Origin of the sequence: Ensifer sp. WSM1721 (genome assembly GCF_000513895.2) — a bacterium.
Taxonomy (GTDB): Bacteria; Pseudomonadota; Alphaproteobacteria; order Rhizobiales; family Rhizobiaceae; genus Sinorhizobium.
This window is the reverse complement of record NZ_CP165782.1, coordinates 2,372,882-2,397,670: the sequence shown is the minus strand read 5'-3', so window position 1 is coordinate 2,397,670 and position 24,789 is coordinate 2,372,882. Positions and strand designations below refer to the sequence as shown.

Sequence of the window (24,789 nt, the reverse complement as noted above, 5' to 3'; positions counted from 1 at the left end):
CTCAAGCTTTGTCGCCGCGCAGCATCTCGCGCTTGCCGGCAAAACCTGGTCGGCGTTCGACGAGGAAGCCCGCGCCCACGAGATTGCGGCGCACGAATCCGGCTGCGGCGTAGGTTGCGAAGGTGCCGCCCGCCGCGGTCTTGTCGAAGACGAGCTGCATCAATTCCGGCGACCACATGTCCGGATTTCGCGACGGCGCGAAGCCGTCGAGATACCACGCATGGAAGCGTTCGGGAGAGGCGGCGACGCCCTCGAGCGCGGGCCCGCAGACCACGGTCAGCCGCACCTCGTCGGAAAAATCGATTTCGACACGCTCTTTCGGCGTTTCCGGCCAGTTCGCGACAAGGGCCCGCCGCTCACGCTCGATCTCAGGCCAATGGGAAAGCGCCCGGTCTATTTCGGCCGCCTGCATCGGAAAGCGTTCGAAGGAAACGAAGTGCAGGTGGCCACCGTTGGAGCCTATCCCATTCCACTGCCGCCAGGTCTCACAAAAATTGAGACCGGTGCCGAAGCCGAGTTCGCCGACGGTGAAGGCGCCGCCGGCCCGCCAGCGCTCCGGCAGTCCGTTGCCGGCAAGAAAGACATGGCCGCACTCGAGCCGCCCGTCGGTGCGGCAATAAAAGTGGTCGCCAAATTCCTTTGAGTAGGGCATATCGCCGTCATGCCATTCGAGGCTTTGCCGCGATGGCGGATGGCTCTGTCGGAGATCGCTGCCTGTCATGGCAATGCCGATAGTCCTCCGACCCGAGAAGGTCAATCGATGAGCGAAGTTTTGATCGTAGGCGGCGGCATCATGGGTCTGTGGGCCGCCATGATGGCCGGGCGAGCCGGTATCGAAGCGCGCCTGTTCGAGCGCCGCCAGATCGGCGCTGGCGCGAGCGGCGGGCTCCTCGGCGCGCTGATGCCGCACATGCCCGATCGCTGGAATGCCAAGAAGCAGTTCCAGTTCGACGCTCTCGTCTCGCTCGAGGGCGAGATCGCCGCGCTGGAAGCGGCGACGGGTCTTTCGGCCGGCTATCGCCGCTGCGGTCGGATCATGCCGCTCGGCAAGCCGCACCTGCGCGACATTGCGCTCGGCCACGAGCAGGACGCGGCGCGACATTGGACTGCCGGCGAGCGGCGGTTCCACTGGCACGTCCGCGAAGCCGGGGCCAGGGACTGGCCGGCCGCCGACGCGGCGCCCTTCGGCATCGTTCACGATACGCTCGCGGCGCGGGTGGCGCCGCGCAGCCTGCTTAAGGCGCTCCGAGCGGCGCTCGGCCAATTTCCCCATGTCCGGATCGAGGAGGAGGCGGAGGTCACGGCGGTCGATCCGGCGCGCGGACGGCTTCTACTCACGGACGGGCGGGCGTTGACATTCGGTAGCTGCATCATCGCAGCCGGCGTCGAGAGCTTCACCTTGGTCGACCGGCTGACGGAGCGGCGCAGCGCGCCGAGCGGCGGCGCCGTCAAAGGGCAGGCTGCCCTGCTCAGAGCCGCAGTCGATCCGGCATCGCCGATCATCTTCACCGATGGGCTCTACATCGTCGCTCATGAAGACGGTCACGTTGCCGTCGGCAGCACCAGCGAGAACCACTTCGTCGAGCCGCTGTCCACCGACGCGCAACTGGATGCGCTGATCGAACGGGCGGCCGCCCTGGCGCCGGCCCTGCGCGGCGCCCCGGTGATCGAGCGCTGGGCAGGCCTGCGGCCGAAGGCCACCGGTAGGGAACCCATGGTCGGCCGCCATCCCGACCAGGAAAAACTTTTCGTGCTGACGGGCGGCTTCAAGGTAAGCTTCGCGATGGCGCATGTTTTGGCGCGTGCCGTCATCGACGAGATCGCCGGCCGAGCGACGGCCGCTTTGCCGGAAACGTTCCGGTGCGCGCACCATATCGCGGCCCTGCGGTAGGTCGAAGGGCGGGCCACCGGCCAGTTCACGCCCCTTATGGGTAGTGAACTTCGTCAATCTGTCACGCAAATCACTTAACACGCGCCCCGTAGATCACGATGACTTCGAGCGGGATGCGGGCGGAACGCCACGCACATTCTCCCATGATCCCGCTCAAGTCGGACCCGGAGCATGCGCCATGCGGTACGCAATCTGTTTTACGCCGCCGATGGGAGACCCGCTGTCGGCTGCAGCCGCCAGCTGGCTTGGCCGTAGCGTCTATTCCGGCGAGCCGGTGGAGTTGCCGGCTTTGGCCGGCCTTGCGGTCTCGGACGTTGCGTTTCACACGGCCGTGCCGCGCCGCTTCGGCTTTCATGCAATGATCATGGCGCCCTTCCGCCTCGCCCCGGACATGGATGAAGCTCAGCTCCTCAAGGCGCTAATGCTCTTTACGAGCGCGGAGGCGCCGTTTGAGATCGAGCGGATGGAGGTGGCGCGCCTCAGCCAGTGCTTCGGGCTGGTGCCGGCAGTGCCGAGCCAAGCGATGCATCTGCTTGCCGCCCGTGTGGTGCAGGCGTTCGACAGGTTTCGCGCGCCGCTTGGCGAGGACGAGATCGAGCGCGCTGACCCCGACCGATTGACGGCACCGCAGTTCACCAACCTGCATCGGTGGGGCGACCCTTACGTGATGGACGAATATCGTTTTCACATGAAGCTCACCGGTCCTCTGAATGCCGACGTCGGCCGGCGGCTGGAGCCTGCACTGCGGGGTCTTTTCGAACCGCTTCTGAGCGGCCCGCTCAGGATCGAAAGCCTCGCTCTCTTCATCGAGCCGGAGACGGGGGCACCGATGCGCGTGCATTCGCAGCATCCGCTCGGCAAGATTTCCGCCCGCCCGCGTGGCGACAAGGCGAGACAATTCACCGACAGTCGCCCGATTCAGGGCGACGCCGTCAGACCCTCGCCGCTGGCCGCCGCCTCCCTGCAGGCCGGACGCTAGAGCGGGGCAGGAAAGCGTCGCCGTACCTGGGCCGATTCGAGGCAAGATCACCGTATCCAAGTGCCTTTCCCGTCGTCATTTTCATCTCGACAATCCGGTGCGCGGTGCTACCGTTCCGGAAGAATCGAAGGGTGAGTTGATGACCGAGAATTCCTATCCCCGCGATCTCGTCGGCTACGGTCGCACGCCGCCGAAGGTTCGCTGGCCGGGCGATGCGCACATAGCCGTACAGTTCGTGCTGAATTACGAAGAAGGCGGGGAGAGCTGCATTCTCGACGGGGATCCCGCATCGGAGTGCCTGCTGTCCGAGATCGTCGGCGCTCAGCCCTGGGCAGGACAGCGCAACCTCAATATGGAGTCGATCTACGAATATGGCGCGCGCGCCGGCTTCTGGCGATTGTGGCGCATGTTCACGAGCCGCGGCGTGACGCTAACGGTCTATGGCGTGACGCTCGCCATGGCGCGCAACCCGGAGGCCGTTGCCGCCATGAAGGAGGCGGGCTGGGAGATCGCTAGCCACGGCCTGCGCTGGCTCGAATACAAGGACTTTCCGGAAGAGGTAGAGCGGCAGCATATCCGCGAGGTCGTGCGGCTGCACACGGAACTCACGGGCGAGCGGCCGCTCGGCATTTATCAGGGCAAGCCCTCCGCCAATACGCTGAAGCTTGTCCTGGAGGAGGGCGGTTTTCTTTATTCCTGCGACTCTTACGCGGATGAGCTTCCCTACTGGGTACCGGGGCTTGCGCCCGACAAGCCGCATCTCATCATCCCCTACACGCTCGACGCCAACGACATGCGGTTTGCCACCAATCAGGGCTTCAACTCGGGCGACCAGTTCTTCACCTATCTCAAGGATACGTTCGACGTGCTCTATGCGGAGGGCAAGGAAGGCAGCCCGAAGATGATGAATGTCGGCCTGCATTGCCGGCTCGTCGGCCGGCCCGGCCGCGCGGCGGCACTCGCCCGATTCCTTGATTACGTCAAATCGCACGAGAAGGTCTGGGTGCCGCGCCGCATCGACATCGCGCGCCACTGGTACGAGCATCACAAGGCCGAAGGGATGCGCTGATGTCCGAGCGCGACGATTTCGTCCGTCGCTTTGGCGGCGTCTTCGAGCATTCGGCCTGGGTGGCGGAACGAGCCTTCGATCGTGCGGCCTCGGTCGGGTTGACTGCCGGGAACGTGCATTCGGCGCTCTGCAACGCGTTTCGCGCGGCCTCGCCCGCCGAGCGTATCGCGGTTCTCAGAGCCCATCCGGATCTTGCCGGCAGGCTGGCGGTCGCCGGCAAGCTCACCGCCGATTCGCGCACCGAGCAGGCGTCGGCCGGCCTCGATAGGCTGTCTCCGGAAGAGCATGCGCGGTTCACCAGTCTGAATGCGGGCTACAGGAAGAAATTCGGCTTCCCGTTCATCATCGCAGTAAAGGGCTTGACGAAGGAAGATATCCTCGCCGCCTTCGAGCGGCGCATTGACAATTCTCCGGAAGAGGAATTTGAAACCGCCTGTGCCGAGGTGGAGAAGATCGCCCGCCTGCGGCTCAGTTCGATGCTTCCGGGAGAAGACAATGCCTGACACCGTTCCTGACCGCCCTATCCACACGGCGGTCACGCCCGCCAATCTTGGCGCCGGAAGGCAGAAAACCGGAATTTCGGCCTGATGTCGCGCATGCTTTCGATCGAGCCTCTGACGAAGGAGGCGTTCGCTCCTTTCGGCAGCGTCATCGAAACCGATCCTACTTCGATGCGCTTCATCAACGGCGGCAATACGGAGCGATATCATGGGCTTGCCCGGGTCGATGTGGCGGGCGAGGAGGCCGCGGTCATCATCAACATCTTCCGTGGCCAGCCGCGGGCCTTTCCCTATGCCGTGACCATGATGGAGCGCCATCCGCTCGGCAGCCAGAGCTTTTCGCCGCTCGCGGACCGGCCCTGGCTAGTGGTGGTCGCCGCCGACGAAGGCGGGCAGCCCGGACGGCCCCGGGTCTTCCTGGCAGCGGGCCGGCAGGGGGTCAACTATGGCCGCAACGTCTGGCACCATCCGCTGATGTCGATCGGCGCCGTCAGCGAGTTCCTCGTCATCGACCGTGAGGGGCCGGGCGACAATCTCGAAGAGTTCTTTTACGAAGTGCCCTTCGTCATTCCCGATCCGCTGAAGGAGTAGATGCCATGAGCAAGACCGGCCGTCTGACGACCCACGTCCTCGACACCGCGCTCGGCAAGCCGGCCGAGGACTTGAGGATCGATCTCTTTTGGCTGGAGGGCGAAGAGCGGCGACTGATCCGCACGGTCCACACCAACAGCGATGGGCGCGTCGACGGGCCGCTGGTCGATGGTGCCGGTTTCATGGCCGGCAATTATGAATTGCTTTTCCATGCCGGCGACTATCTCAGGGCAAAGGGGATCGCGCTTCCGGACCCCGCCTTCCTCGACCTCATCCCCTTGCGTTTCGGCATCGCCGATCCCTGCAGCCATTATCACGTGCCGCTGCTGCTCTCGCCCTACGGCTACTCCACCTACCGCGGCAGTTGAGACTACAGCGCCGTGCGTCTTTTCAGACGCACAAAGGACGCTGCAGCACTTTGAATTGCTGCAGGTTTTTGTCCTTAAATCGGCTACGATTTAAGGAAACATGCAATAGACGCGTCGCGCCCGTTGCTGCCAAATCACATTGCGTAGTCGGCAATGATGTCACGGCTGACATCGGCGATGCGGCGCTTGCCGCAGAGCGCCATGGTGATGTCCATCTCCTTACGGATGATGTCGAGCGCCAGTGTCACGCCTTCCTTGCCCATGGCGCCCAGGCCGTAAAGGAAGGGACGGCCGATGAAGGTGCCCTTGGCGCCAAGCGCTACCGCCTTCAAGACATCCTGGCCGGAGCGGATGCCGCCGTCGAGGTGGACCTCGATCTGGTCGCCGACCGCGTCGACGATGCGCGGCAGCATGCTGATCGAGGAGGGGGCGCCGTCGAGCTGACGGCCGCCATGATTCGAAACCACGATCGCATCAGCGCCGGTCTTCGCCGCCATCTTCGCGTCCTCCGGATCGAGAATGCCCTTGAGGATCAGCGGACCACCCCAGCGCTCCTTGATCCACTCGACATCCTTCCAGGAGAGCTGCGGATCGAACTGCTCGGCAGTCCAGGAAGGGAGCGAGGAAAGCTCGGTGACGCCCTTTGCGTGGCCAACGATGTTGCGGAAAGTGCGCCGCTTGGTGCCAAGCATCTTCATGCACCAGCGAGGCCGTGTCGCCATCATCCACAGATGCTTGGGCGTCAGGCGCGGGGGCGCCGACAACCCGTTGCGGAGATCCTTGTGGCGCTGGCCGAGAATTTGGAGATCCAGCGTGAGCACCAGTGCGGAGCATTTCGCGGCCTTCGCCCGGTCGATGAGGTCGAGCACAAAGCCGCGCTCGCGCATCACATAGAGCTGAAACCAGAAGGGCTTGGTGGTGACTGAGGCGACGTCCTCGATCGAGCAGATGCTCATGGTGGAGAGCGTAAAGGGAACGCCGTAGGCTTCCGCCGCCTGCGCCGCCAGCATCTCGCCGTCAGCGTGCTGCATGCCGGTCAGGCCGGTCGGGGCGAGGGCGACAGGCATCGACACCTCCTGGCCGATCATCGTCGTCTCGAGCGAGCGATTGGTCATATCGACCAGAACGCGCTGGCGCAGCTTGATCTTCGAAAAATCCTCCTCGTTGGCCCGGTAGGTTCCCTCCGTCCAGGCGCCGCTATCGGCATAGTCGAAGAAGAGCTTCGGGACACGCCGTTTGGCAAGCGCCTTGAGGTCGCGGATTTCGAGGATCTGCGTCATGGATCGGCCCCATCAAGTGAACGACTGCCGAGCCAATATCATGTTTTCAAAAGCCTTGTAATAGCTGCGGGAAGAAGAGGTCAAAAAAATTGACCTCTTCTTTTTTCGTGCTCAGCCGGCGCGGAGGGCGGATTTCGAGGGCCTGCCGGCCACATAGGTCTCGACGACCGCACGGTCATCGCCCATCGTCTGAAGGAGGAACAGCTCGTCGGCCAGTGAATTGACCACTTCGGCGCGAAGCGCCATAGCCGGGGTCGCCGCCATGTCGAGCACCACGAGGTCGGCATCGCTGCCCGGCTGCAGCGTGCCGATGCGGTCGACGAGCGCGAGCGCTTCGGCATTGCCGCGGGTCATCAGATAGAAGCTGTCGAACGGGTTCAGGCGCTCGCCCTGCAACTGCAGGATCTTGTAGGCCTCATCGAGCGTCTTCAGCATCGAATAGCTCGTACCACCGCCGATGTCGGAGGCGACGGAGACGCGCACGGGTTTCTCCCGCCGCGTCAGCGCGCGCAGCGGAAACAGACCGGAACCGAGGAAGAGATTGGATGTCGGGCAGAAGACGGCGACGGAGCCGGTCTCGCTCATGGCGTCCGCCTCCCGCTCGGAGAGGTGGATGCAATGGCCAAAAAGGCTTTTCGGCCCGAGCAGACCGTAGCGGGCATAGACGTCGGTATAGTCCTTCGCTTCCGGATAGAGATCGCAAGTGTAGCTGATCTCATCGCGGTTCTCGGAGAGATGAGTTTGCACATGCAGGTCGGGGAACTCGCGGACAAGTGATTTCGCGACCTCCATCTGCTCCGGCGTCGAGGTGATGGCGAAACGCGGGGTGATCGCCACGTGGTTGCGGCCCTTGCCGTGCCAGTCCGCGATGACAGCGCGGGTCTCGTCATAACTCATCTCGGGCGTGTCAAGCAGCCCCTGCGGTGCATTGCGGTCCATCATCACCTTGCCCGCGACCATGCACATGCCGCGCCTCAGGCTCTCGGCGAAGAAGGCGTCGGCGGAGGTCTTGTGAACGGAGCAGTAGGCGGTCGCCGTCGTCGTGCCGTGGCGGACCATCTCATCGAAGAAGCGGACGGCGATCCGCTCGGCATGCGCCGTTTCGACGAAGCGGCATTCCTCGGGAAAGGTGTAGGTGTTCAGCCATTCGAGCAGATCGGCCGCATAGGAGGCCATCACCTGCATCTGCGGAAAATGCAGATGCGTATCGATGAATCCAGGCGTGATGAGATGCGGGCGGTGGTCGATTTCCGAGACATCCTCAGGCGCTGCCGTCTTCACCGTTGCGTAGGGGCCGGCGGCCCTGATCACGCCGCCTTCGATCAGAAGGGCGCCATCGGCCTCGTAGGCGTAGGCGGCATGGTCATCGATGCTCCGGGGCTCCCGATGGAAGCTCAAGAGGCGGCCGCGGATAAGGGTGGATGTCATCGTGTCTCCCCGACGGCGCTTTCGTACCAGGCCGTCACGAGCCTGCGTTCTTCCGCCGTCATATCGGTTATGTTGCCGGGCGGCATGGCATGGCTGCGCCCGGCCTGGATATAGATTTCGCGCGCCCGGGCGGCAATCTCGGCGTCGCTTTCCAGTACGACGCCGTTCGGCGGCCGCGCGATGCCTTCATAAGCGGGTTCGGCCGCGTGGCACATGCTGCAGCGGGTCGAAATCGTATCTCGCACTGCCGGGAAATGGGCGTTCTCGGCAAAGCGTCTGAAGACGGGTGCCGCCTCGGCCTGTGCTTCGCCCGTCAGGACCTTCGGTGCCGTCGAAAGCCACATGATCAGGATGAAGAGGATCGCGGTGACAGCCCAGGTCCAGGTGGGCTTGCCCTTGCGTGCATGCGTGGTGTTGAACCAGTGCCGGATGGTGACCCCCATCAGGAAGACGAGTGCGGCAATGATCCAGTTGAAGGCCGTCGCAAAGGCGAGCGGATAGTGGTTCGACAGCATGAAGAAGATGACGGGCAGCGTCAGGTAGTTGTTGTGCAGCGAACGCTGCTTGGCCTGGGCGCCGAGCTTCGGGTCCGGCGTGCGCCCGGCGATCAGGTCGGCGACGACGATCTTCTGGTTGGGAATGATGATGAAGAAGACGTTGGCCGACATAATCGTCGCGGTGAAGGCGCCAAGATGCAGGAAAGCAGCGCGGCCGGTGAAGACCTGCGTATAGCCCCAGGCCATGGCGACGAGCACGATGTAGAGCAGCGCCATCAGCCCCCAGGTGTTCTTGCCGATCGGCGACTTGCAGAGCAGATCGTAAAGAACCCAGCCGAGGCCGAGCGAGGCGAGCGAGATCAGGATCGCGGTCGTTGCCGAAATGTCCAGCACGTGGCGATCGATCAGGAAGAGATCGGCGCCGCCATAATAGACGATGCAGAGCATCGCGAAGCCCGACAGCCAGGTGGAATAGGACTCCCATTTAAACCAGGTGAGGTGCTCCGGCATGGTGGCCGGCGCCACCAGATATTTCTGGATGTGATAGAAGCCGCCGCCATGCACCTGCCATTCCTCGCCATAGGCGCCGGCCGGCAGGTGGTCGCGCTTCACGAGGCCGAGGTCGAGAGCGATGAAATAGAAGGACGAGCCGATCCAGGCGATGGCGGTGACGACATGCAGCCAGCGGACGGCAAAGGCCAGCCACTCCCAGGCAATGGCGAATTCGTACATTCAGGGCCCCTTTTTTCTCCGTTGCCGCAACCTTGCGAAAAAAAACGGGAACGGGGAAGGGGCGATTTCATCGCTCGCTCCATTCGGGGCCGGCTCTGCCGGCGAGCCGATCTTGTCCAAGGCTAGAGCGACACCCTCCAAAGTCGATTTTCAGTGCGGGCCTTCAGGGGCCTCTGGATTGAGCTTGCCAAGAATCCAGTCGCGGAAGGCACGGATCTTCGAGGTGTTGCGGCGAGCGTGCGGGTAGACGAGCCAGTAATCGTGGCCGTCGTTGCAACGCAGATCGAATGGCTGGTAAAGCCTGCCGAGCGCCACGTCGTCACTATAGAATTCAGGCATCAGGATAGCGACGCCCTGGCCGGCCACCGCCGCCCGAGCCTCGAAGGCCTGGGCGCCGAGACGGCTCGCCGGACGACCCGCCAGATCGGGATCCTCCACGCCGGCGGCGCGAAACCACAAGGCCCACCAGGGATCCCGAGGGCCGATGATGCGGAGCTTCAGAAGGTCTCGCGGCCTGCGCACGCCCCCGATCGTTTCCGCAAGGGCTGGGCTGAGCATTGGGGTGAACTCCACCCGCATCAGGCGATGGCTGATGAGGCCCGGCCAGTCGCCCTTGCCGGAACGGATCGCGACGTCGACCGCCTCCTTGTTGAAATCGATGATCGCATCGTTCGCCACCAGACGAACGGCGATATTTGGATGCGCGAGTTGGAACGTGCCGATTTCTCGAGCGAGCCATTGCGACGCGAAGGTTGCCGTCGAGTTGATGAGCAGCGCCGCTTCAGTATCCCCGCGCGCCGAGGCGACCGCTTCCTGCAGCATCTCGAAGGCTTCCGTCACCTTCGGTGCCAAGTGCTTGCCAATCTCCGTCAGCGCGACCTGCCGCGGACGCCTCAGGAACAGCGGCTCGCCGATATTCTCCTCGATGAGCTTGATCTGATAGCTGACCGCCGTCTGGGTCATGCCGAGCTCGTCGCCCGCCTTGGTGAAACTGCCGAGCCGGGCGGCCGCCTCGAAGACCCTGAGCGCATTCAGCGGAAACTGCTTCGACATCTTCATGGATAAGTTCTCTTGATGCATGCAGACGGATGTTCGATTGGAATTCGAGCATCTTTCTCGGCATCCTGCAAGCCAAGTTCACCGCTTACAAAGGGTACTCAGATGGCCTGCGATATATTGGAAGATACTGAAAGAAAACCTCTTTCCGCGTTCGAGCCAGTTTCCTGGCTCGTTTCCGCCGCACGCGCGCTCATGCGCTCGAGACACTCGCGGCTGGATGTCGACGCTCTCTCTGATTACATGAAAAGAGACTTGGGTTTCATGGATTGGGGCGAGCCGCGGCACGAGGATGAGATGTTTCAATAGGGCTGTGCGTGGCTACGTTTCGCGTCCGCCGCCCCCATCCGCCTGCCGGTACTTTCTCCCCGCAAGCGGGGCTACTGCATGTTTCCTTAAATCATACCCGATTTAAGGACCTACAGCGTCCTTTGTGCGTCTGAAAAGACGCACGGCGCTATAAGGGCCGGCAAGCTCAAATCTGTCTCAACCGTTCCACCGCCATCAAGATCCGTTCCGGCGTCGCCGGCGTATCGAGGCGGGGGCATTCGCGATAATCGGCGACGCTGGCGACAGCCATCGACAGAGCCTCGAGAACCGAGATCGGCAGCATGAGCGGCGGCTCTCCCACCGCCTTCGACCGGCCGATCGTCTTTTCGACGTTTTGTGACCACTCGGCGAGGCGCACGTTGAAGATCTTAGGCCGATCCGAGGCAAGAGGGATCTTGTAGGTGGAGGGGGCATGCGTCCTCAAGCGCCCCTTCTCATCCCACCAGAGCTCCTCCGTCGTCAGCCAGCCCATACCCTGCACGAAACCGCCTTCGATCTGGCCGAGGTCGATCGCCGGATTGAGGGAGCGGCCGACGTCGTGCAGCACGTCAACGCAGTCGACCAGATATTCTCCTGTCAACGTATCGATCGAGACTTCGGAAACGGCCGCACCATAGGCGAAATAATAGAAGGGCGTGCCGCGGCCGGTTGCGCGGTCCCAGTGGATTTTCGGCGTCGCGTAAAAGCCGGCGGCGGAAAGCTGTACGCGCGCCGCATAGGCCTGGCGGATGAGTTCCGCGAAGGGCACGAGCTCTTCGCCGATCTTGACGTGGTTGGGCACGAAAGAGACGTTCTCTACCGTCGTCTGCCAGCGCTCCGCGGCAAAGGCGACGAGCCGTTCCTTGATCTGCCGGGCGGCATCGAAGGCGGCCATGCCGTTGAGGTCGGAGCCCGACGAGGCGGCGGTCGCCGAGGTGTTCGGCACTTTTCCGGTCGTCGTCGCGGTAATCTTCACCCGATCGATATCGATCTGGAAACTGTCGGCGAGGACCTGCGCCACCTTGGTGTACACGCCCTGGCCCATCTCGGTACCGCCGTGATTGAGATGGATCGAGCCGTCCGTGTAGATGTGGACGAGGGCGCCGGCCTGGTTTAGGTGGGTAAGCGTGAAGGAGATGCCGAATTTTACTGGCGTCAGCGCTATACCCTTGCGAATCACCCGGCTCGATCTGTTGAACTCGATGATTGCCGCCCGGCGGGCCTGATAGTCGGCGCTCGCCTCCAGTTCGTCGACGATGCGGCGGATGATGTTGTCCTCGACCTTCTGGTGATAGGGCGTGACGTCCCGGCCCGAATCCCCGTCGCCGTAAAAGTTCAGCTTGCGGATGTCGAGCGGGTCCTTGCCGACCGCATAGGCGATCTCCTCGATGATCCGCTCGCCGCCCACCATGCCCTGCGGCCCGCCGAAGCCGCGGAAGGCGGTGTTCGATACCGTGTTCGTCTTCAGCGGCTCGGAGGTCAGCTTCACATTCGGATAGAAATAGGCATTGTCCGCATGGAAGAGGGCGCGGTCGGTGACCGGGCCCGAGAGATCGGCGGAAAAGCCGCAGCGCGCGGCATAGTTCGCATGGACCGCCAGAATGTGCCCGTCTTCATCGAAGCCGACGTCGTAGTCGACGAGAAAATCATGGCGCTTGCCGGTGGCGATCATGTCGTCGTCGCGATCCGGGCGGAACTTCACGGCACGACGGAGCTTGCGCGCGGCGACGGCGGCGAGTGCCGCGAACTGGTTGCCCTGTGTTTCCTTGCCGCCGAAGCCGCCGCCCATTCTGCGAACATTCACCGTGACGGCATTCACGGGCGTGCCGAGCACCTGCGCCACCATACGTTGGATCTCGCTTGGATGCTGTGTCGAGACCCAGACCGTCATCTCATCGTCCTCGCCGGGGATCGCGAGCGCGATGTGTCCTTCGAGATAGAAGTGCTCCTGACCGCCGATCCGCATCTTCCCCTTCAGCCGGCGCGGGGAGCGCTCCAGCTCGCCTTCCGCGTCGCCGCGTTGGAGCGTCAGGGGTGGGGTCACGAACTCGCCGCCGGTCGCGATGGCATCGACGACATCGATCACGGGAGGCAAGTCGCGATAAGTAATCTTGGCAAGCCGTGCGGCGCGGCGGGCGATGTCGCGCGTCTCGGCAATCACCGCAAAGGCCGGTTGCCCGTGGAACTGCACCCGGCCGTCCGCGAGCACCGGCTCGTCGTGCAAATGGGTTGGGCTGATGTCGTTGGAATGCGGCATGTCCCTGGCGGTGAGTACGCAGACGACGCCGGGAACAGCCGACACGGCGGAAAGGTCCATTTCCAGTATCTCGGCATGCGCCCGATCGGTGAGGCCGAGCGCGCCGTGCAAGGTGCCGGCGGGTTCCGGCATGTCGTCGATATAGTCGGCGGTTCCGGCCACATGCTTGTGCGCGCTGTCGTGTTTTAACGGCGCGTGCATCGGGCCGGTGATGGTCGCGTGGTCTTCGAAGGCGGACTTATCCATGTGGGGGCCTCCTTTCGAAGGAAGTGCCCCTCATCCGGCCTGCCGGCCACCTTCTCCCCGCAAGCGGGGCGAAGGGACTCGCGGCGCCGCCTTCGTTCCCTCTCCCCGCCTGCGGGGAGAGGGCTAGTCCTCGGGTTAAACCCGAGGAGAGGGGCAAACTCAAGCGATGCACGCTCATGCGACCTCCTCGAACCGCTGCAATTGTACTATCTCTCCGGTGCTTTCCAGGAAGAAACGCATCAGCAGGTTCTTCGCCGCGAGCAGGCGATAGGCGGCCGTGGCGCGCCAGTCAGTGATCGGCTGGTAATCGGCCTCGAAGGCGGCTTGCGCTTCGCGTATTGTATCCTCGGTCCAGGGCTGGCCGATCAGCGCCGCCTCTACGGCCTTCGCTCGCTTCGGCGTCGCCGCCATGCCGCCGAAGGCGATGCGGGCGGTCTTCACCCGGTCTCCGTCGAGGGAAATCCGGAAGGCGCCGAGCAGGGCAGAGATATCCTCGTCGCGGCGCTTCGTGATCTTGTAGGCGGCGAAATGCTCGCCTGGGGGCAGCGCCGGAACGAAAACGCTCTCGACGAACTCGCCCGGTTTGCGGTCCTGTCTGCCATAGGCGATGAAGAAGTCCTCGAGCGGCAGCGAGCGCGTGCCGTCTTTCGAACGCAGGGTTACCGTCGCGCCGAGGGCGATCAGCGGCGGTGGGCTGTCGCCGATCGGAGAGCCGTTGGCGATATTGCCGCCGATCGTGCCCATGTTGCGGATCTGGTCGCCGCCAATGCGGTCGATCAGACAGCCAAGCGTGGGGTAGGCGGCCGAAAGCGCCTCACGTGCAGCCGTATAGCTCACCCCGGCGCCGATCGTCAGGCCCGCCTCAGAGCTCTCGATCCGCTGCAGTTCCGCAATGCCGCCGATGAAGATCACGGGGTTGAGCGATCGCATCTGCTTTGTCACCCAAAGCCCGACATCGGTCGAACCGGCGACAATCGTCGCATTTGGATATTCAGCAAGCACGCGGGCGAGGTCGGTAGTGTCGACCGGTAGGATCAGGCAGTCCTCGCCTTTGCGGATGACGATCGTTTCTGTCTGCCGCAGGGCCCCCAGCCGGGCAGTGACCGCCTCGCGCGTTCGCGTGATCGGATCGAAGAGCGCCGAAGGCCGTTCCCTGGTGGCCGCTTCGGCCGCGCGGATGATCGGCTCATAACCGGTGCAGCGACAGAGATTGCCCTGCAGCGCCTTCTCGATCGCCGCGCGGCTCGGATTGTCGTCGGTGAGCCACAGGCCGTAGAGCGACATGACGATGCCCGGCGTGCAGAAGCCGCATTGCGATCCATGGAAATCCACCATCGCCTGCTGCACCGGATGGAGCGTGCCGTCCTTGGCGGCCAGGTGCTCGACGGTCACGACATGCGTGGCGTTCAGCGAGCCCACGAAGCGGATGCAGGCATTGACGCTTTCGTAGACGAGACCCTCTTCCCCGCGGCCGTCGCGCGCAAGCCGGCCGATCAGCACGGTGCAGGCGCCGCAGTCGCCCTCGGCGCAGCCTTCCTTGCTGCCGGTGAGGCGACGCTCGAGCCTCAGATAATCGAGTAATGTGGCCGTCGGCGCGACTTCGGAAAGGGCGACCTCCGTATCGTTCAGGATGAAGCGGATGCTGCCGGATTCCTTTGCCATGCCCCTTCCTTCAAACCTTCAATTATTGCGCAGTCCAGCCGCCATCCATGGAGACATGTGTGCCGGTGATCTGGGCGGCGTCGTCACTTGCAAGATAGAGCGCCAGCGACGCGACCTGCTCGACCGTTATGAACTTCTTCGTCGGCTGGCCCTTGAGCATCACCTCATTGATCACCTGCTCCTCGGTGATGCCGCGCGTTCTCGCCTGGTCCGGTATCTGCTTTTCGACGAGCGGCGTCAGGACGTAGCCCGGGCAGATCGAGTTTACGGTGATGCCGTTTTCAGCCACCTCCAGCGCCACGGTCTTCGTCAAGCCCATGATACCATGCTTGGCCGCGACATAGGCGGACTTGAAAGGCGAGGCGACGAGCCCGTGCGCGGAGGCGATATTGATGATGCGCCCCCAGCCTTTCTTCTTCATCGTCGGAATGGCGGCGCGAATCGTGTGGAAGGAGGAGGAGAGATTGATGGCGATGATCCGGTCCCACTGCTCGACAGGGAAATCCTCGATCTTTTCGACGAACTGCACGCCGGCATTGTTGACGAGGATATCTGCGCCGCCGAAGCGCGAAGCGGCCGTCGCCATCAGGTCGGCGACCTCGTTCGGCTTGGCCATATCGGCGGGGTGGTAGAGCACGGTGCCGTTGCCGAGACCCGCGACCTCGTCCGTCACCGTCCTGATCTCGTCCGCCGTTCCGAAGCCGTTGAGCACGATATTGGCGCCGGTACCGGCAAAGGCTCTGGCGATCGCCAGCCCGATGCCGCTCGTCGAACCCGTTATCACTGCAGTTTTCGTCATTCTCGCTCTCCCTCCGCGCCGACCGCATCCGCCGAAGCGGGAGGCGGGCGAAAGCGGCCCGCATTCTTCATCCCGTTCGCCTCGTTTTGCGACGCAACAGCCTCAGCCTACGCGCAAAAGCGCGGCGGTGACAATTGTGTTTTTCGGGCCAGCGACGCAGAGTCGGCCCTCGCGGGAGCGCCTGGAGAGAGTTGCGTTTTGTTTTCGTTTGACATTCGTTTTTCCATCGTATTCAAGTCTTCCGAATGTCGCCCTTGAGGAAGGGCGAAAGGGGTGGAGTGAGGAAAGCGCGGCGCGGTCTTCCGCTCGCATGCCGTTCCGGCCCTTTTGGAGTAGCGTGCCGAGGAGGGGCATATGGGCGGATATATTCTCGCGATCGATCAGGGCACCACGTCGACCCGGGCAATCGTCTTCGACGGCAAACAGAAAATCGCGGGTGTCGGCCAAAAGGAAGTCAAGCAACACTTTCCGAAATCCGGCTGGGTCGAGCACGACCCGGAGGAGATTTGGCAGACGGTGATCTTCACGATTAAGGAGGCGATCGCCACGGCCGGTATCTCGGCGAGCGATATCGCCGCCATCGGCATCACCAACCAGCGCGAGACCGTGGTCGTATGGGAACGCGACACCGGTAAGCCGATCCACAATGCGATCGTCTGGCAGGATCGCCGCACCGCTTCTTTTTGCGACAAGCTCAAGAAGAAGGGGCTGGAAAAGACCTTCGTCAAGAAGACCGGCCTGCTGCTCGACCCATATTTCTCCGGAACGAAGCTCAATTGGCTACTTAGCAACGTGAAGGGGGCGCAGGCGCGAGCGGCGAAGGGCGAGCTCTGCTTCGGAACCATCGACACATTCCTCATCTGGCGGCTCACCGGCGGCAGGTCTTTCGCCACGGACGCGACCAATGCTTCGCGCACGCTCCTCTACAATATTGCCGAGAATGCCTGGGACGACGAACTCACCGACATCCTTCGCGTGCCTAAGGCGATGCTGCCAGAGGTCAAGGACTGCGCGGCGGATTTCGGCATCACCGATCCATCGCTTTTCGGCGCCGCGATCCCGATCCTCGGCGTCGCGGGCGACCAGCAGGCGGCGACGATCGGTCAGGCCTGTTTCGAGCCGGGCATGATGAAATCCACCTATGGCACCGGCTGTTTCGCGCTGCTCAACACCGGCAAGGATATGGTCCGCTCGAAGAACCGCCTGCTCACCACCATTGCCTATCGCCTCGACGGCAAGACCACCTATGCGCTCGAAGGCTCGATCTTCGTCGCAGGTGCTGCCGTGCAATGGCTGCGCGATGGGCTCAAGGTGATCAAGGCGGCACCCGATACGGGCACGCTTGCCGAAAGCGCCGATCCGTCGCAGGAGGTCTATCTCGTGCCCGCCTTCACCGGTCTCGGCGCGCCGCATTGGGACCCGGATGCGCGAGGCGCGATCTTCGGCATGACGCGCAATACCGGTCCGGCGGAATTCGCCCGTGCGGCGCTCGAGGCCGTCTGCTACCAGACGCGCGATCTCCTGGAAGCGATGTACAAGGATTGGCGCAGCAACGGCAAGGAAACGGTGCTGCGCGTCGACGGCGGCATGGTCGCCTCCGACTGGACGATGCAGCGCCTAGCAGACCTGCTCGACGCTCCCGTCGACCGCCCGGTCATCCTCGAAACGACTGCGCTCGGCGTCGCCTGGCTTGCTGGAAGCCGCGCCGGCGTCTGGCCGAACAGGCAAGAGTTTGCCAAGTCCTGGGCCTGCGACCGGCGCTTCGAGCCGCGAATGGACGAGGCGACGCGCAAGGTTAAGCTCAAAGGTTGGCGCAGTGCAGTGAAGCGGACGTTGATCGCGGCCTAAGTGTTGCGGTTTCCTTTGCGTCCTACCCGCTGATCTGGAGCCAGGCAGACGTCGCGCGTCGACATACGGCACGCGTGTCACCACTACATCACGACAGCAATCACAATGCATAGCCTTTTGGCTATGGTCGGCTTGGACGTCTTCACGAGTGCCGGCGCTCACGGGCGTGAGCATTGCGTTCACTCTGGCGCCCGAATTGTGGCGCGCAATCAGACATACAACGGATCTCTCGCCGCTAACATTGGTTCCTGTAAAGAGGATCAAATAAGGATCGGGCTCTCTTGACTCACGTATAGCTCAGAAGCTATAGGTCTATCAATAGCCAACAGGGTATTGATCCCGATGTCGAATGCTCATGATATGCTCTTCAGGACGCTTGCCGATCCCACTCGGCGGGCTCTCTTTGAGCGACTGTGCCGCGAAGGAGAGAGGACGGTTGGAGCTCTGACGGCTCGGGCCGGGGTCTCGCAACCGGTCGTCTCGAAACATCTCGGGCTCTTAAAGGAGGCCGGATTGGTGCGCGATCGCCACGAAGGTCGCCATACATATTATAGCGCGCAACTCGGCGCTCTTGCCCCTTTGCTCGATTGGACGAGCCAGATGGCCGGGTTCTGGCAGAGCCGTTTCGACGATCTCGAAGACCTACTGAAAAGGATGGACCAATGAACGATACGCCGACCGAAACGCGCTCTGTCGTCGTCGAGCGTGAAATCCCTTATCCGCCGGAGAAGATCTGGCGCGCGCTCACCCAACCACACCTGATCGAGGAGTGGCTGATGAAAAGCGATTTCAAGCCTGTCGTAGGGCACCGTTTCAATCTTCGCGGAGATTGGGGTGGAGTATTGGACTGCGAGGTCCTCGCCATAGAGCCGAACAAAAAGCTGACCTACACTTGGAATTTCGCCCACGAGGATGCGGCCTTCGACCTGAAGAGTGTGGTGACTTTTACGCTCACCCCGACAAGCACCGGGACGCAGCTGCGCATCGAGCAGTCGGGCTTCCGGCCGGATCAGCGGCAGGCCTACGGCGGTGCCAAGGCGGGATGGCAGCAATTCCTTGAAAAGCTGGAGCAGGTCTTGGCGCGGATGGACTGACGTCTGCCGGCGTTGTCCAATGGGCCAATAAAGGTCGCCCGATCCGCTTCGATATATCCGTTAGGAGATCCTCATGAATTGGAACATGTGGGTGCGACAATTCCACCGCTGGTTATCTATCCTTTTCACGATGACCGTGATCGCCAACTTCGTCGCCATGGGACTGGGCGAGCCTCCCGCCTGGGTGGTCTATTCGCCACTGCTCCCGCTCTTCCTTCTGCTGTTCACCGGCCTGTACATGTTCGTCTTGCCGTATGCTATTAGGTGGCGCAGCGGGCGACCCGCCGGTTCAATGGAGGGAAGGCGATGACCGGCAAAGCACCAAAGAAGCCAGGGAAGGTTGCAACGAAGGCCGCTCCCAACCAGGTCACCGCGGAGCCTGTCCTCCTCTCGGGTGGCAATCCTCAGATCGCGAAGGGCTATGGCGACGCTCCGGTGCAGGCTTACATCGCGGCCATGCCTGGCTGGAAGAGCGACCTCGGCCGCCGCCTCGACGAAATCATCGTGCGCACCGTCCCCGGCGTGCGCAAGGCAGTCAAATGGAACTCGCCCTTTTATGGCGTCGAGGACCAAGCCTGGTTCCTCAGCTTTCATTGCTTCACCAAGTACGTCAAAGTGACTTTCTTCCGCGGCACGTCGCTGCGTCCTGTCCCACCCGGGACGTCCAAGCACCCGGAAGTACGTTACCTCGACATCCATGAGGGCCAACTCGACGAAGCTCAGTTCGCCGACTGGGTGAAGCAGGCCAGCCAATTGCCCGGCGAAAAATTGTGAGTGGGAAGCGGCGAGGTGCGTGCGCCGCGTGAGCGCGCGCGCCAGCCGTGAAGTCCCAACCCAGCGCGTCGAATACTGTACTGTGACGCCAAACGGTGACTGACGATACTCGAGTGAAGGGAGAGACAACGACCATGAAGGAAGCGGCGACGTCGAAGAGCGGCTCGATGGAAGAGGGTTCTCCCTCTCGGCTGATAGACGCGAGAATCAACGAGCTCGGCGATTGGCGCGGCGAGACGCTCGCCCACATCCGAGCTCTCATCAAGCAGGCCGACCCTGAGGTGGTCGAGGAGTGGAAGTGGAGAGGAGTTCCGGTGTGGTCGCATGCCGGAATCATCTGCACGGGTGAGACCTACAAGAATGTCGTGAAGATGACCTTCGCCAAGGGCGCCTCGTTGGAAGACCCTTCAGGCCTCTTCAACTCCAGCCTCGAGGGCAACACCAGGCGTGCCATCGATATCCATGAGGGCGACAAGATCGACGAAGAGGCGTTGAAGGCGCTCATCCGCGCCGCCGTGGCACTGAACACGTCGGCGCGAGCCGCCCGCTCTCAGAAGAGACCGAAGAGCTCTTGAGGAGCTTCGTGAACCGTTGGAAACGGTGTGTTTCCCAAAAGCGCATTTGCGGCCCGATCGTGCGCCGATTATCTCTGGCGGAACGATAGCAGGAAGCCAATCATGGAACTCGGACTCTATACATTCGCCGACGTCGATCCGAATGCGGTCGACAGGGGAGCGGAGGGCCGCCGGCGTCTGGCCGATCTCCTCGAGGAGATCGAGCTTGCCGATCAGGTCGGTCTCGATGTTTTCGGCCTTGGCGAGCACCATCGGCCGGACTACGCGGCCTCGGCGCCGGCGGTGATCCTCGCGGCGGCCGCGGCGCGCACGAACCGGATTCGGCTGACAAGCGCGGTGACCGTGCTGAGCTCCGACGATCCGGTTCGCGTTTTCCAGCAGTTCGCGACGCTCGATCTCATCTCCAGCGGCCGTGCCGAGATCATGGCCGGGCGTGGCTCTTTCATCGAATCCTTCCCGCTCTTCGGCCAGTCGCTCGACGACTACGACCAGCTTTTTGCCGAGAAGCTGGAGCTCCTGCTGGCGCTGCGCGACAGCGAGAAGATCACCTGGTCGGGCGAGCTGCGTCCGCCGATCAACGACCGCGGCGTCTATCCGCGGCCGCTGCAGAACCCATTGCCGCTCTGGATTGCCGTCGGCGGCACGCCGCAATCGGTTGCGCGGGCCGGTGCGCTCGGTTTGCCGATGGCGCTCGCGATCATCGGCGGGGAACCGCGCCGATTTGCTCCGTTGTTTGATCTTTACCGCGAGGCGGCACGGCGTGCGGGGCAAGATCCAGCCAAGCTCAAGACGAGCATCAACGTGCACGGATTCATCGCCGACACGACGGAAAAGGCGGCCGACCAGTTCTACGGACCGCAGGCGGAGGTGATGAATCGCATCGGCCGCGAACGCGATTGGGGACCGACGAACCGCGCCCACTATGACCAGGCACGCAGCCCGACTGGAAATCTCTTCATCGGCGATCCGGAAACGGTCGCACAAAAGATCGTGGCGCACCAACGGCTGTTCCGCAATGACCGCTTCCTCCTGCAGATGGCGATTGGCCTGATGCCGCATGACCAAATCATGCGGGGCATCGAGCTTTACGGCACCAAGGTGGCGCCGTTGGTCCGCGAGATGCTGGCGGAAGAGGGCCAGCCGCAGGCATCCGGCATCTGACGGTCGCCGGTCACACTGGTATCTCGCGCGCTGGCACGCTACATGAGGCCGCGAAAGCGAGACACCATGACCCTCAACAACGACGAAGACCTCGAGCGGCTCAAGGAAATCGGTCGCATCTGCGCCAATGCGCTGCAAGCGATGGGCGAAGCCCTCGAGCCCGGCATGACCACGGCGGAGCTCGACAAAATCGGCCGCAAGGTGCTGGAAGACGCCGGCGCGCGCTCGGCACCTGAGCTCTGCTACAAGTTCCCCGGGGCGACCTGCATCAGCGTCAACGAGGAAATCGCGCACGGCATTCCGGGCAGCCGGGTCATTCAGCCCGGCGATCTCGTCAATATCGACGTTTCGGCCGAAAAGGACGGCATCTTCGCCGATACCGGCGCGTCCTTTCCGGTGCCGCCGGTGACGACCGAGATCGACCGGCTCTGCCGCGACGGCAAGCGCGCCATGTGGGTGGGCCTGAAGCAGGTCCGGGCGAGTCAATCGCTAGCCGCGATCGGCAATGCCATCGGCGAGTTCGCCCGCAAGAACCGCTATTCTCTCGTCACCAATCTGGCGAGCCACGGTATCGGCCGCTCGCTGCACGAGGAGCCGGGCGAGATCGCCACCTGGCCTGACCCGTCGGAGCGGCGGCGCATGGCCGAGGGCATGGTTTTCACCGTCGAGCCGTTCCTGTCGATGGGTGCGCATTGGGCCGAGAGCGGCGACGACGAGTGGACGCTCTACAGTGAGCCGCGCGCCCCGACCGTGCAATACGAGCACACGGTCGTCGTGACGCGTGGCGGCCCACTTGTCGTCACGCTCCCGGGCTGACGCGGGCTCCGGGTGAGCTTGCGACCTCGTTGCCGGGGCGGATCGTTCGATTCCGTCGATAGTTCGTTCAATTATAATGATTTGTCGCCCTGTTGTTGCGATGCAATAAGAAGGACATGAGCACGCCCCAGCGACTGCAAGACCGCGAAGGAACCGGATCGAATCGATCCGAAACCGTTGCCGGCACCGATCCTCATCAGGCAGGACAGCATGCGGGGAGCGGATCGGCGGCCGCGCCTGCCGGTCCCTCCAGAAGCGTCAATCTTGCCGCAACCGCGGTGGCCGGTGCAGTTGCCATGGCGGTAGCCATGGGCTTCGGGCGCTTCTCCTATACTCCGATTCTGCCGGCGATGATGGCCGATGCGGGGCTTTCGCCGGGCGGTGCCGGGCTGATCGCCTCGGCGAATTTCATCGGCTATCTCGCAGGCGCGGTGCTCGCCGCCTACGGATGGGCGCATGGCCGCGAACGCTTGATCGGCCTTGCCGCGCTCGCGGCAACGACCCTGTTGCTTGCAGCCATGGGGCTTACCTCGTCCGTGCTGGCCTTTTGCATCATCCGTTTCCTGGCGGGACTCGCGAGCGCGTTCGCGATGATCTTCGTTTCGGGAATCGTGCTGGGGCAGGGGCTCGCCGCCAGATCGGAGCATGTACCGTCGGTGCATTTCGGCGGTGTCGGCTTCGGCATCGCGCTTTCCTCGATTGCCGTCTGGGCGGCGCCGCTTGCGGGTGTCGCGGGCTTCTCGGTGCCGCAGGCCGATTGGTTCACCGGCGCGTTTGTTGCGCTCGCTGGCACAATCCTGGTGGCCGCGCTGCTGCCAGGTACTCATCAAGCTGCCAATGGCGGCCGGCCGGAGGCGCCGCTCGTCTGGACGCGGCCGCTGAAGGTAATGACGCTCACCTATGGCTTCTTCGGTTTCGGCTACGTGATCACCGCCACCTTCCTCGTCGCCATGGCGCGGGATGCGAGCGGCGGCCATAGCGTCGAGTTCCTCGCCTGGCTGCTGACGGGCATCAGCGCCGCGCTTTCGGTGCATCTCTGGCGATATGCCGTGCCGCGCTTCGGCCTGGCCGGTGTCTATGCCGCCGGCCTGCTGGTCGAGGCGGCCGGACTCGTGCTGACGGTCAGTCTGCCCTTGCCCCTCGCGCCGCTCGCCGGCGGGCTGATGCTCGGCGCCACCTTCATGATGATCACCGCCTATGGTCTGCAGATCGGCCGGCAACTGGCGCCCGAAAGCCCGCGCCGAGCGCTCGCCTTCATGACCGCGGCCTTCGGCGTCGGCCAGATCGTCGGGCCGCTGGTGGCCGGGTGGCTTGCGGAGCGGACCGGCAGTTTCGCGCTGCCGACGCTGGTGGCCGCTGTTGTCCTCTTCTGCTGCGGTGGGGTGGTGGCTTTGGAACTGCGCGAGATCAGGATGGCGCTGCGTCGATGAGGCCTAGCGATTTTCAGGTGCCCGACGACGGCGTTTCCGCGCGGAGCTTCATGAAATAACAGTAACATTCAGATTGCATAATTGTTGCCGCACGCAAATTGCCCTAGTTTCGGCGCATCGGGAGGCAAGCGTTGATCTCCCAGAAAACGAGAGTGCCGTCCCTTGTTCCAATCATTCTTTCCGCAACCTAAGCCCTTCTTTGCCTCCGCGATCATTTGGACGATCGCCACGATCGCTTTTTGGTACACAATAGGAGCGAATCTCGGGGTAACTTTCGGTGCCGGCCCATTGGCGGAAGGAACCGAACCGATCGGCGCCGCTTACTTTCTCACACCGGACAAGTTGTATTTTTATTTCTATTTTCTCCTGTGCGGCGGGATATTCGGTACTCTGTGGAGAATATACGATCGAGAGCATCGTTGGCTAAATTGGTCAATATGGGGAAGCATATTTATAATATTCTCTACCTATTTTGGGGTGTTAGTCTCCTTGGCGGTAAATAACTGGCGGCGTCCCTTCTTTGATCTGCTGCAGGCGGCTCTGGAGCGAAAGCCGGGGATCACCGCCGCTGATTTCTACATTCTGCTGATAAAGTTCTCAGAAATTGGAGCGATTGCAGTCTTCGTTTTTATTATTACACGATTCTTTATCAGCCATTATGTGTTCCGCTGGCGGACTGCGATGAATGAATTCTACATGTCGCAATGGAGCAGACTTCGCCACATTGAGGGCGCTGCTCAGCGTGTTCAGGAAGACACAATGCGCTTTGCCGACATCTCTGAGGGTTTGGGGGTGAATCTAATTGACGCGGTAATGACGCTCGTCGCGTTTTTGCCCCTCCTTCTTTCGCTCTCGAAGCACGTTCCCGCGCTGCCCTTTTTGGGTGAGATTCCATATTCGCTGTTCTGGCTTGCTTTGGCATGGTCCATTTTTGGTACTGCCCTGCTTGGGTTTGTGGGCATCAAACTGCCTGGAATCGTGTTCAGAAACCAGCGCGTGGAAGCGGCATATCGCAAAGAGCTAGTATACGGCGAAGACGATGCCTCGCGTGCCGCTCCTCCTACTGTTACCGAGCTTTTCGGTAATGTCCGCAGGAATTATTTCAGAATGTACTTCCATTATCTTTATTTCAATGCTGTCAGGTCGGTATATTCACAAGCTGATAGCGTATTTGTGTACTTCTTTCTTGTCCCTACGTTCGTCGCTGGAGCGATCACTATGGGTATATTGCAGCAAATCTTGACAGCGTTCGGGCAGGTAAGTAATTCGTTCCAGTATCTCGTTAACTCGTGGACGACGATAATAGAATTGTTGTCCATCCATAAGCGCCTGCGGGCCTTCGAAGCGGTCCTCTATGAAGAGCCACTACCGGAGATCGACCAGCAGTTCATCGAGGCCGGCGGCAAGGAAGAACTCGCTCTGTAACC

Annotated in this window: 24 protein-coding genes; 16 read left to right on the top strand and 8 right to left on the bottom strand. The window is 62.5% G+C overall.

All coding sequences use genetic code 11. From position 1 onward, the window contains the following. Position 1 precedes the first annotated feature (1 nt). The gene (gene mnmD, locus M728_RS11735; protein WP_026618814.1) at positions 2-721 is read right to left on the bottom strand and encodes a tRNA (5-methylaminomethyl-2-thiouridine)(34)-methyltransferase MnmD; all 720 of its coding nucleotides are present in this window, start codon (positions 719-721) and stop codon (positions 2-4) included. 39 nt (positions 722-760) lie between these two features. Between mnmD and M728_RS11730 the strand changes: the two genes are divergently transcribed. From M728_RS11730 to uraH, 6 genes are all read left to right on the top strand, one after another. Continuing rightward, the gene (locus tag M728_RS11730) at positions 761-1,891 is read left to right on the top strand and encodes an FAD-binding oxidoreductase (RefSeq protein WP_026618815.1); all 1,131 of its coding nucleotides are present in this window, start codon (positions 761-763) and stop codon (positions 1,889-1,891) included. Between the two features lie 178 nt (positions 1,892-2,069). Beyond that, positions 2,070-2,870: a DUF1045 domain-containing protein gene (locus tag M728_RS11725; RefSeq protein ID WP_034883001.1), complete on the top strand. Its 801-nt coding sequence runs from the start codon at positions 2,070-2,072 to the stop codon at positions 2,868-2,870. Between the two features lie 139 nt (positions 2,871-3,009). Beyond that, the gene (puuE, locus tag M728_RS11720) at positions 3,010-3,939 is read left to right on the top strand and encodes an allantoinase PuuE (protein ID WP_026618816.1); all 930 of its coding nucleotides are present in this window, start codon (positions 3,010-3,012) and stop codon (positions 3,937-3,939) included. Then, positions 3,939-4,442: a 2-oxo-4-hydroxy-4-carboxy-5-ureidoimidazoline decarboxylase gene (gene uraD, locus M728_RS11715; RefSeq protein ID WP_026618817.1), complete on the top strand. Its 504-nt coding sequence runs from the start codon at positions 3,939-3,941 to the stop codon at positions 4,440-4,442. The genes puuE and uraD overlap by 1 nt, the downstream gene beginning before the upstream one ends. An 84-nt stretch (positions 4,443-4,526) precedes the next feature. After that, positions 4,527-5,030, top strand: a complete 504-nt coding sequence (locus tag M728_RS11710) for an ureidoglycolate lyase (protein ID WP_026618818.1) — start codon at positions 4,527-4,529, stop codon at positions 5,028-5,030. A gap of 5 nt (positions 5,031-5,035) precedes the next feature. Further along, the gene (uraH, locus tag M728_RS11705; RefSeq protein WP_026618819.1) at positions 5,036-5,398 is read left to right on the top strand and encodes a hydroxyisourate hydrolase; all 363 of its coding nucleotides are present in this window, start codon (positions 5,036-5,038) and stop codon (positions 5,396-5,398) included. Positions 5,399-5,532: 134 nt separating this feature from the next. On the opposite strand, the gene M728_RS11700 is transcribed toward uraH, so the two are convergent. From M728_RS11700 to M728_RS11670, 7 genes are all read right to left on the bottom strand, one after another. Then, positions 5,533-6,678, bottom strand: a complete 1,146-nt coding sequence (locus M728_RS11700) for an alpha-hydroxy acid oxidase (protein WP_026618820.1) — start codon at positions 6,676-6,678, stop codon at positions 5,533-5,535. A 111-nt stretch (positions 6,679-6,789) separates the two neighbouring features. Continuing rightward, entirely contained in the window at positions 6,790-8,106 is a 1,317-nt protein-coding gene (gene guaD / locus M728_RS11695) for a guanine deaminase (RefSeq protein ID WP_026618821.1), read from the bottom strand. Further along, positions 8,103-9,335, bottom strand: a complete 1,233-nt coding sequence (locus M728_RS11690) for a urate hydroxylase PuuD (protein WP_026618822.1) — start codon at positions 9,333-9,335, stop codon at positions 8,103-8,105. The genes guaD and M728_RS11690 overlap by 4 nt, the downstream gene beginning before the upstream one ends. A 150-nt stretch (positions 9,336-9,485) precedes the next feature. Further along, positions 9,486-10,394, bottom strand: coding sequence for a LysR substrate-binding domain-containing protein (locus tag M728_RS11685; protein WP_026618823.1), 909 nt, complete (start codon positions 10,392-10,394; stop codon positions 9,486-9,488). Between the two features lie 472 nt (positions 10,395-10,866). Continuing rightward, positions 10,867-13,203, bottom strand: a complete 2,337-nt coding sequence (xdhB, locus tag M728_RS11680) for a xanthine dehydrogenase molybdopterin binding subunit (RefSeq protein ID WP_026618825.1) — start codon at positions 13,201-13,203, stop codon at positions 10,867-10,869. Between the two features lie 174 nt (positions 13,204-13,377). Beyond that, entirely contained in the window at positions 13,378-14,865 is a 1,488-nt protein-coding gene (xdhA, locus tag M728_RS11675; protein WP_026618826.1) for a xanthine dehydrogenase small subunit, read from the bottom strand. Between the two features lie 22 nt (positions 14,866-14,887). Beyond that, on the bottom strand, positions 14,888-15,664 hold the full coding sequence (locus tag M728_RS11670; protein ID WP_026618827.1) for a 3-hydroxybutyrate dehydrogenase: 777 nt from the start codon (positions 15,662-15,664) through the stop codon (positions 14,888-14,890). A 354-nt stretch (positions 15,665-16,018) separates the two neighbouring features. Between M728_RS11670 and glpK the strand changes: the two genes are divergently transcribed. The 10 genes from glpK to sbmA all read left to right on the top strand — a co-directional run bounded on the left by glpK (position 16,019) and on the right by sbmA (position 24,787). Next, the gene (glpK, locus tag M728_RS11665; RefSeq protein WP_026618828.1) at positions 16,019-17,512 is read left to right on the top strand and encodes a glycerol kinase GlpK; all 1,494 of its coding nucleotides are present in this window, start codon (positions 16,019-16,021) and stop codon (positions 17,510-17,512) included. A 342-nt stretch (positions 17,513-17,854) separates the two neighbouring features. Further along, positions 17,855-18,178, top strand: coding sequence for a helix-turn-helix transcriptional regulator (locus M728_RS11660; RefSeq protein WP_026618009.1), 324 nt, complete (start codon positions 17,855-17,857; stop codon positions 18,176-18,178). Then, complete coding sequence (locus M728_RS11655; protein ID WP_026618829.1) at positions 18,175-18,606, top strand: SRPBCC domain-containing protein; 432 nt, start codon at positions 18,175-18,177, stop codon at positions 18,604-18,606. Before M728_RS11660 ends, M728_RS11655 begins: the two co-directional genes overlap by 4 nt. A 73-nt stretch (positions 18,607-18,679) precedes the next feature. Next, positions 18,680-18,916, top strand: a complete 237-nt coding sequence (locus M728_RS11650; protein WP_026618830.1) for a hypothetical protein — start codon at positions 18,680-18,682, stop codon at positions 18,914-18,916. Then, positions 18,913-19,380, top strand: a complete 468-nt coding sequence (locus tag M728_RS11645; RefSeq protein WP_026618831.1) for a DUF1801 domain-containing protein — start codon at positions 18,913-18,915, stop codon at positions 19,378-19,380. Before M728_RS11650 ends, M728_RS11645 begins: the two co-directional genes overlap by 4 nt. A 113-nt stretch (positions 19,381-19,493) precedes the next feature. Then, positions 19,494-19,955: a DUF1801 domain-containing protein gene (locus tag M728_RS11640; protein ID WP_370906449.1), complete on the top strand. Its 462-nt coding sequence runs from the start codon at positions 19,494-19,496 to the stop codon at positions 19,953-19,955. Between the two features lie 102 nt (positions 19,956-20,057). Continuing rightward, entirely contained in the window at positions 20,058-21,116 is a 1,059-nt protein-coding gene (locus M728_RS11635; protein WP_026618833.1) for an LLM class flavin-dependent oxidoreductase, read from the top strand. Positions 21,117-21,182: 66 nt separating this feature from the next. Beyond that, complete coding sequence (map, locus tag M728_RS11630) at positions 21,183-21,932, top strand: type I methionyl aminopeptidase (protein ID WP_026618834.1); 750 nt, start codon at positions 21,183-21,185, stop codon at positions 21,930-21,932. 116 nt (positions 21,933-22,048) lie between these two features. Then, positions 22,049-23,362 carry an MFS transporter gene (locus M728_RS11625; protein WP_026618835.1) on the top strand — a complete coding sequence of 438 codons (1,314 nt, stop codon included), beginning with the start codon at positions 22,049-22,051 and terminating at the stop codon, positions 23,360-23,362. A 162-nt stretch (positions 23,363-23,524) separates the two neighbouring features. After that, the gene (sbmA, locus tag M728_RS11620; protein ID WP_026618836.1) at positions 23,525-24,787 is read left to right on the top strand and encodes a peptide antibiotic transporter SbmA; all 1,263 of its coding nucleotides are present in this window, start codon (positions 23,525-23,527) and stop codon (positions 24,785-24,787) included. The last annotated feature ends 2 nt before the right edge of the window (positions 24,788-24,789 follow it).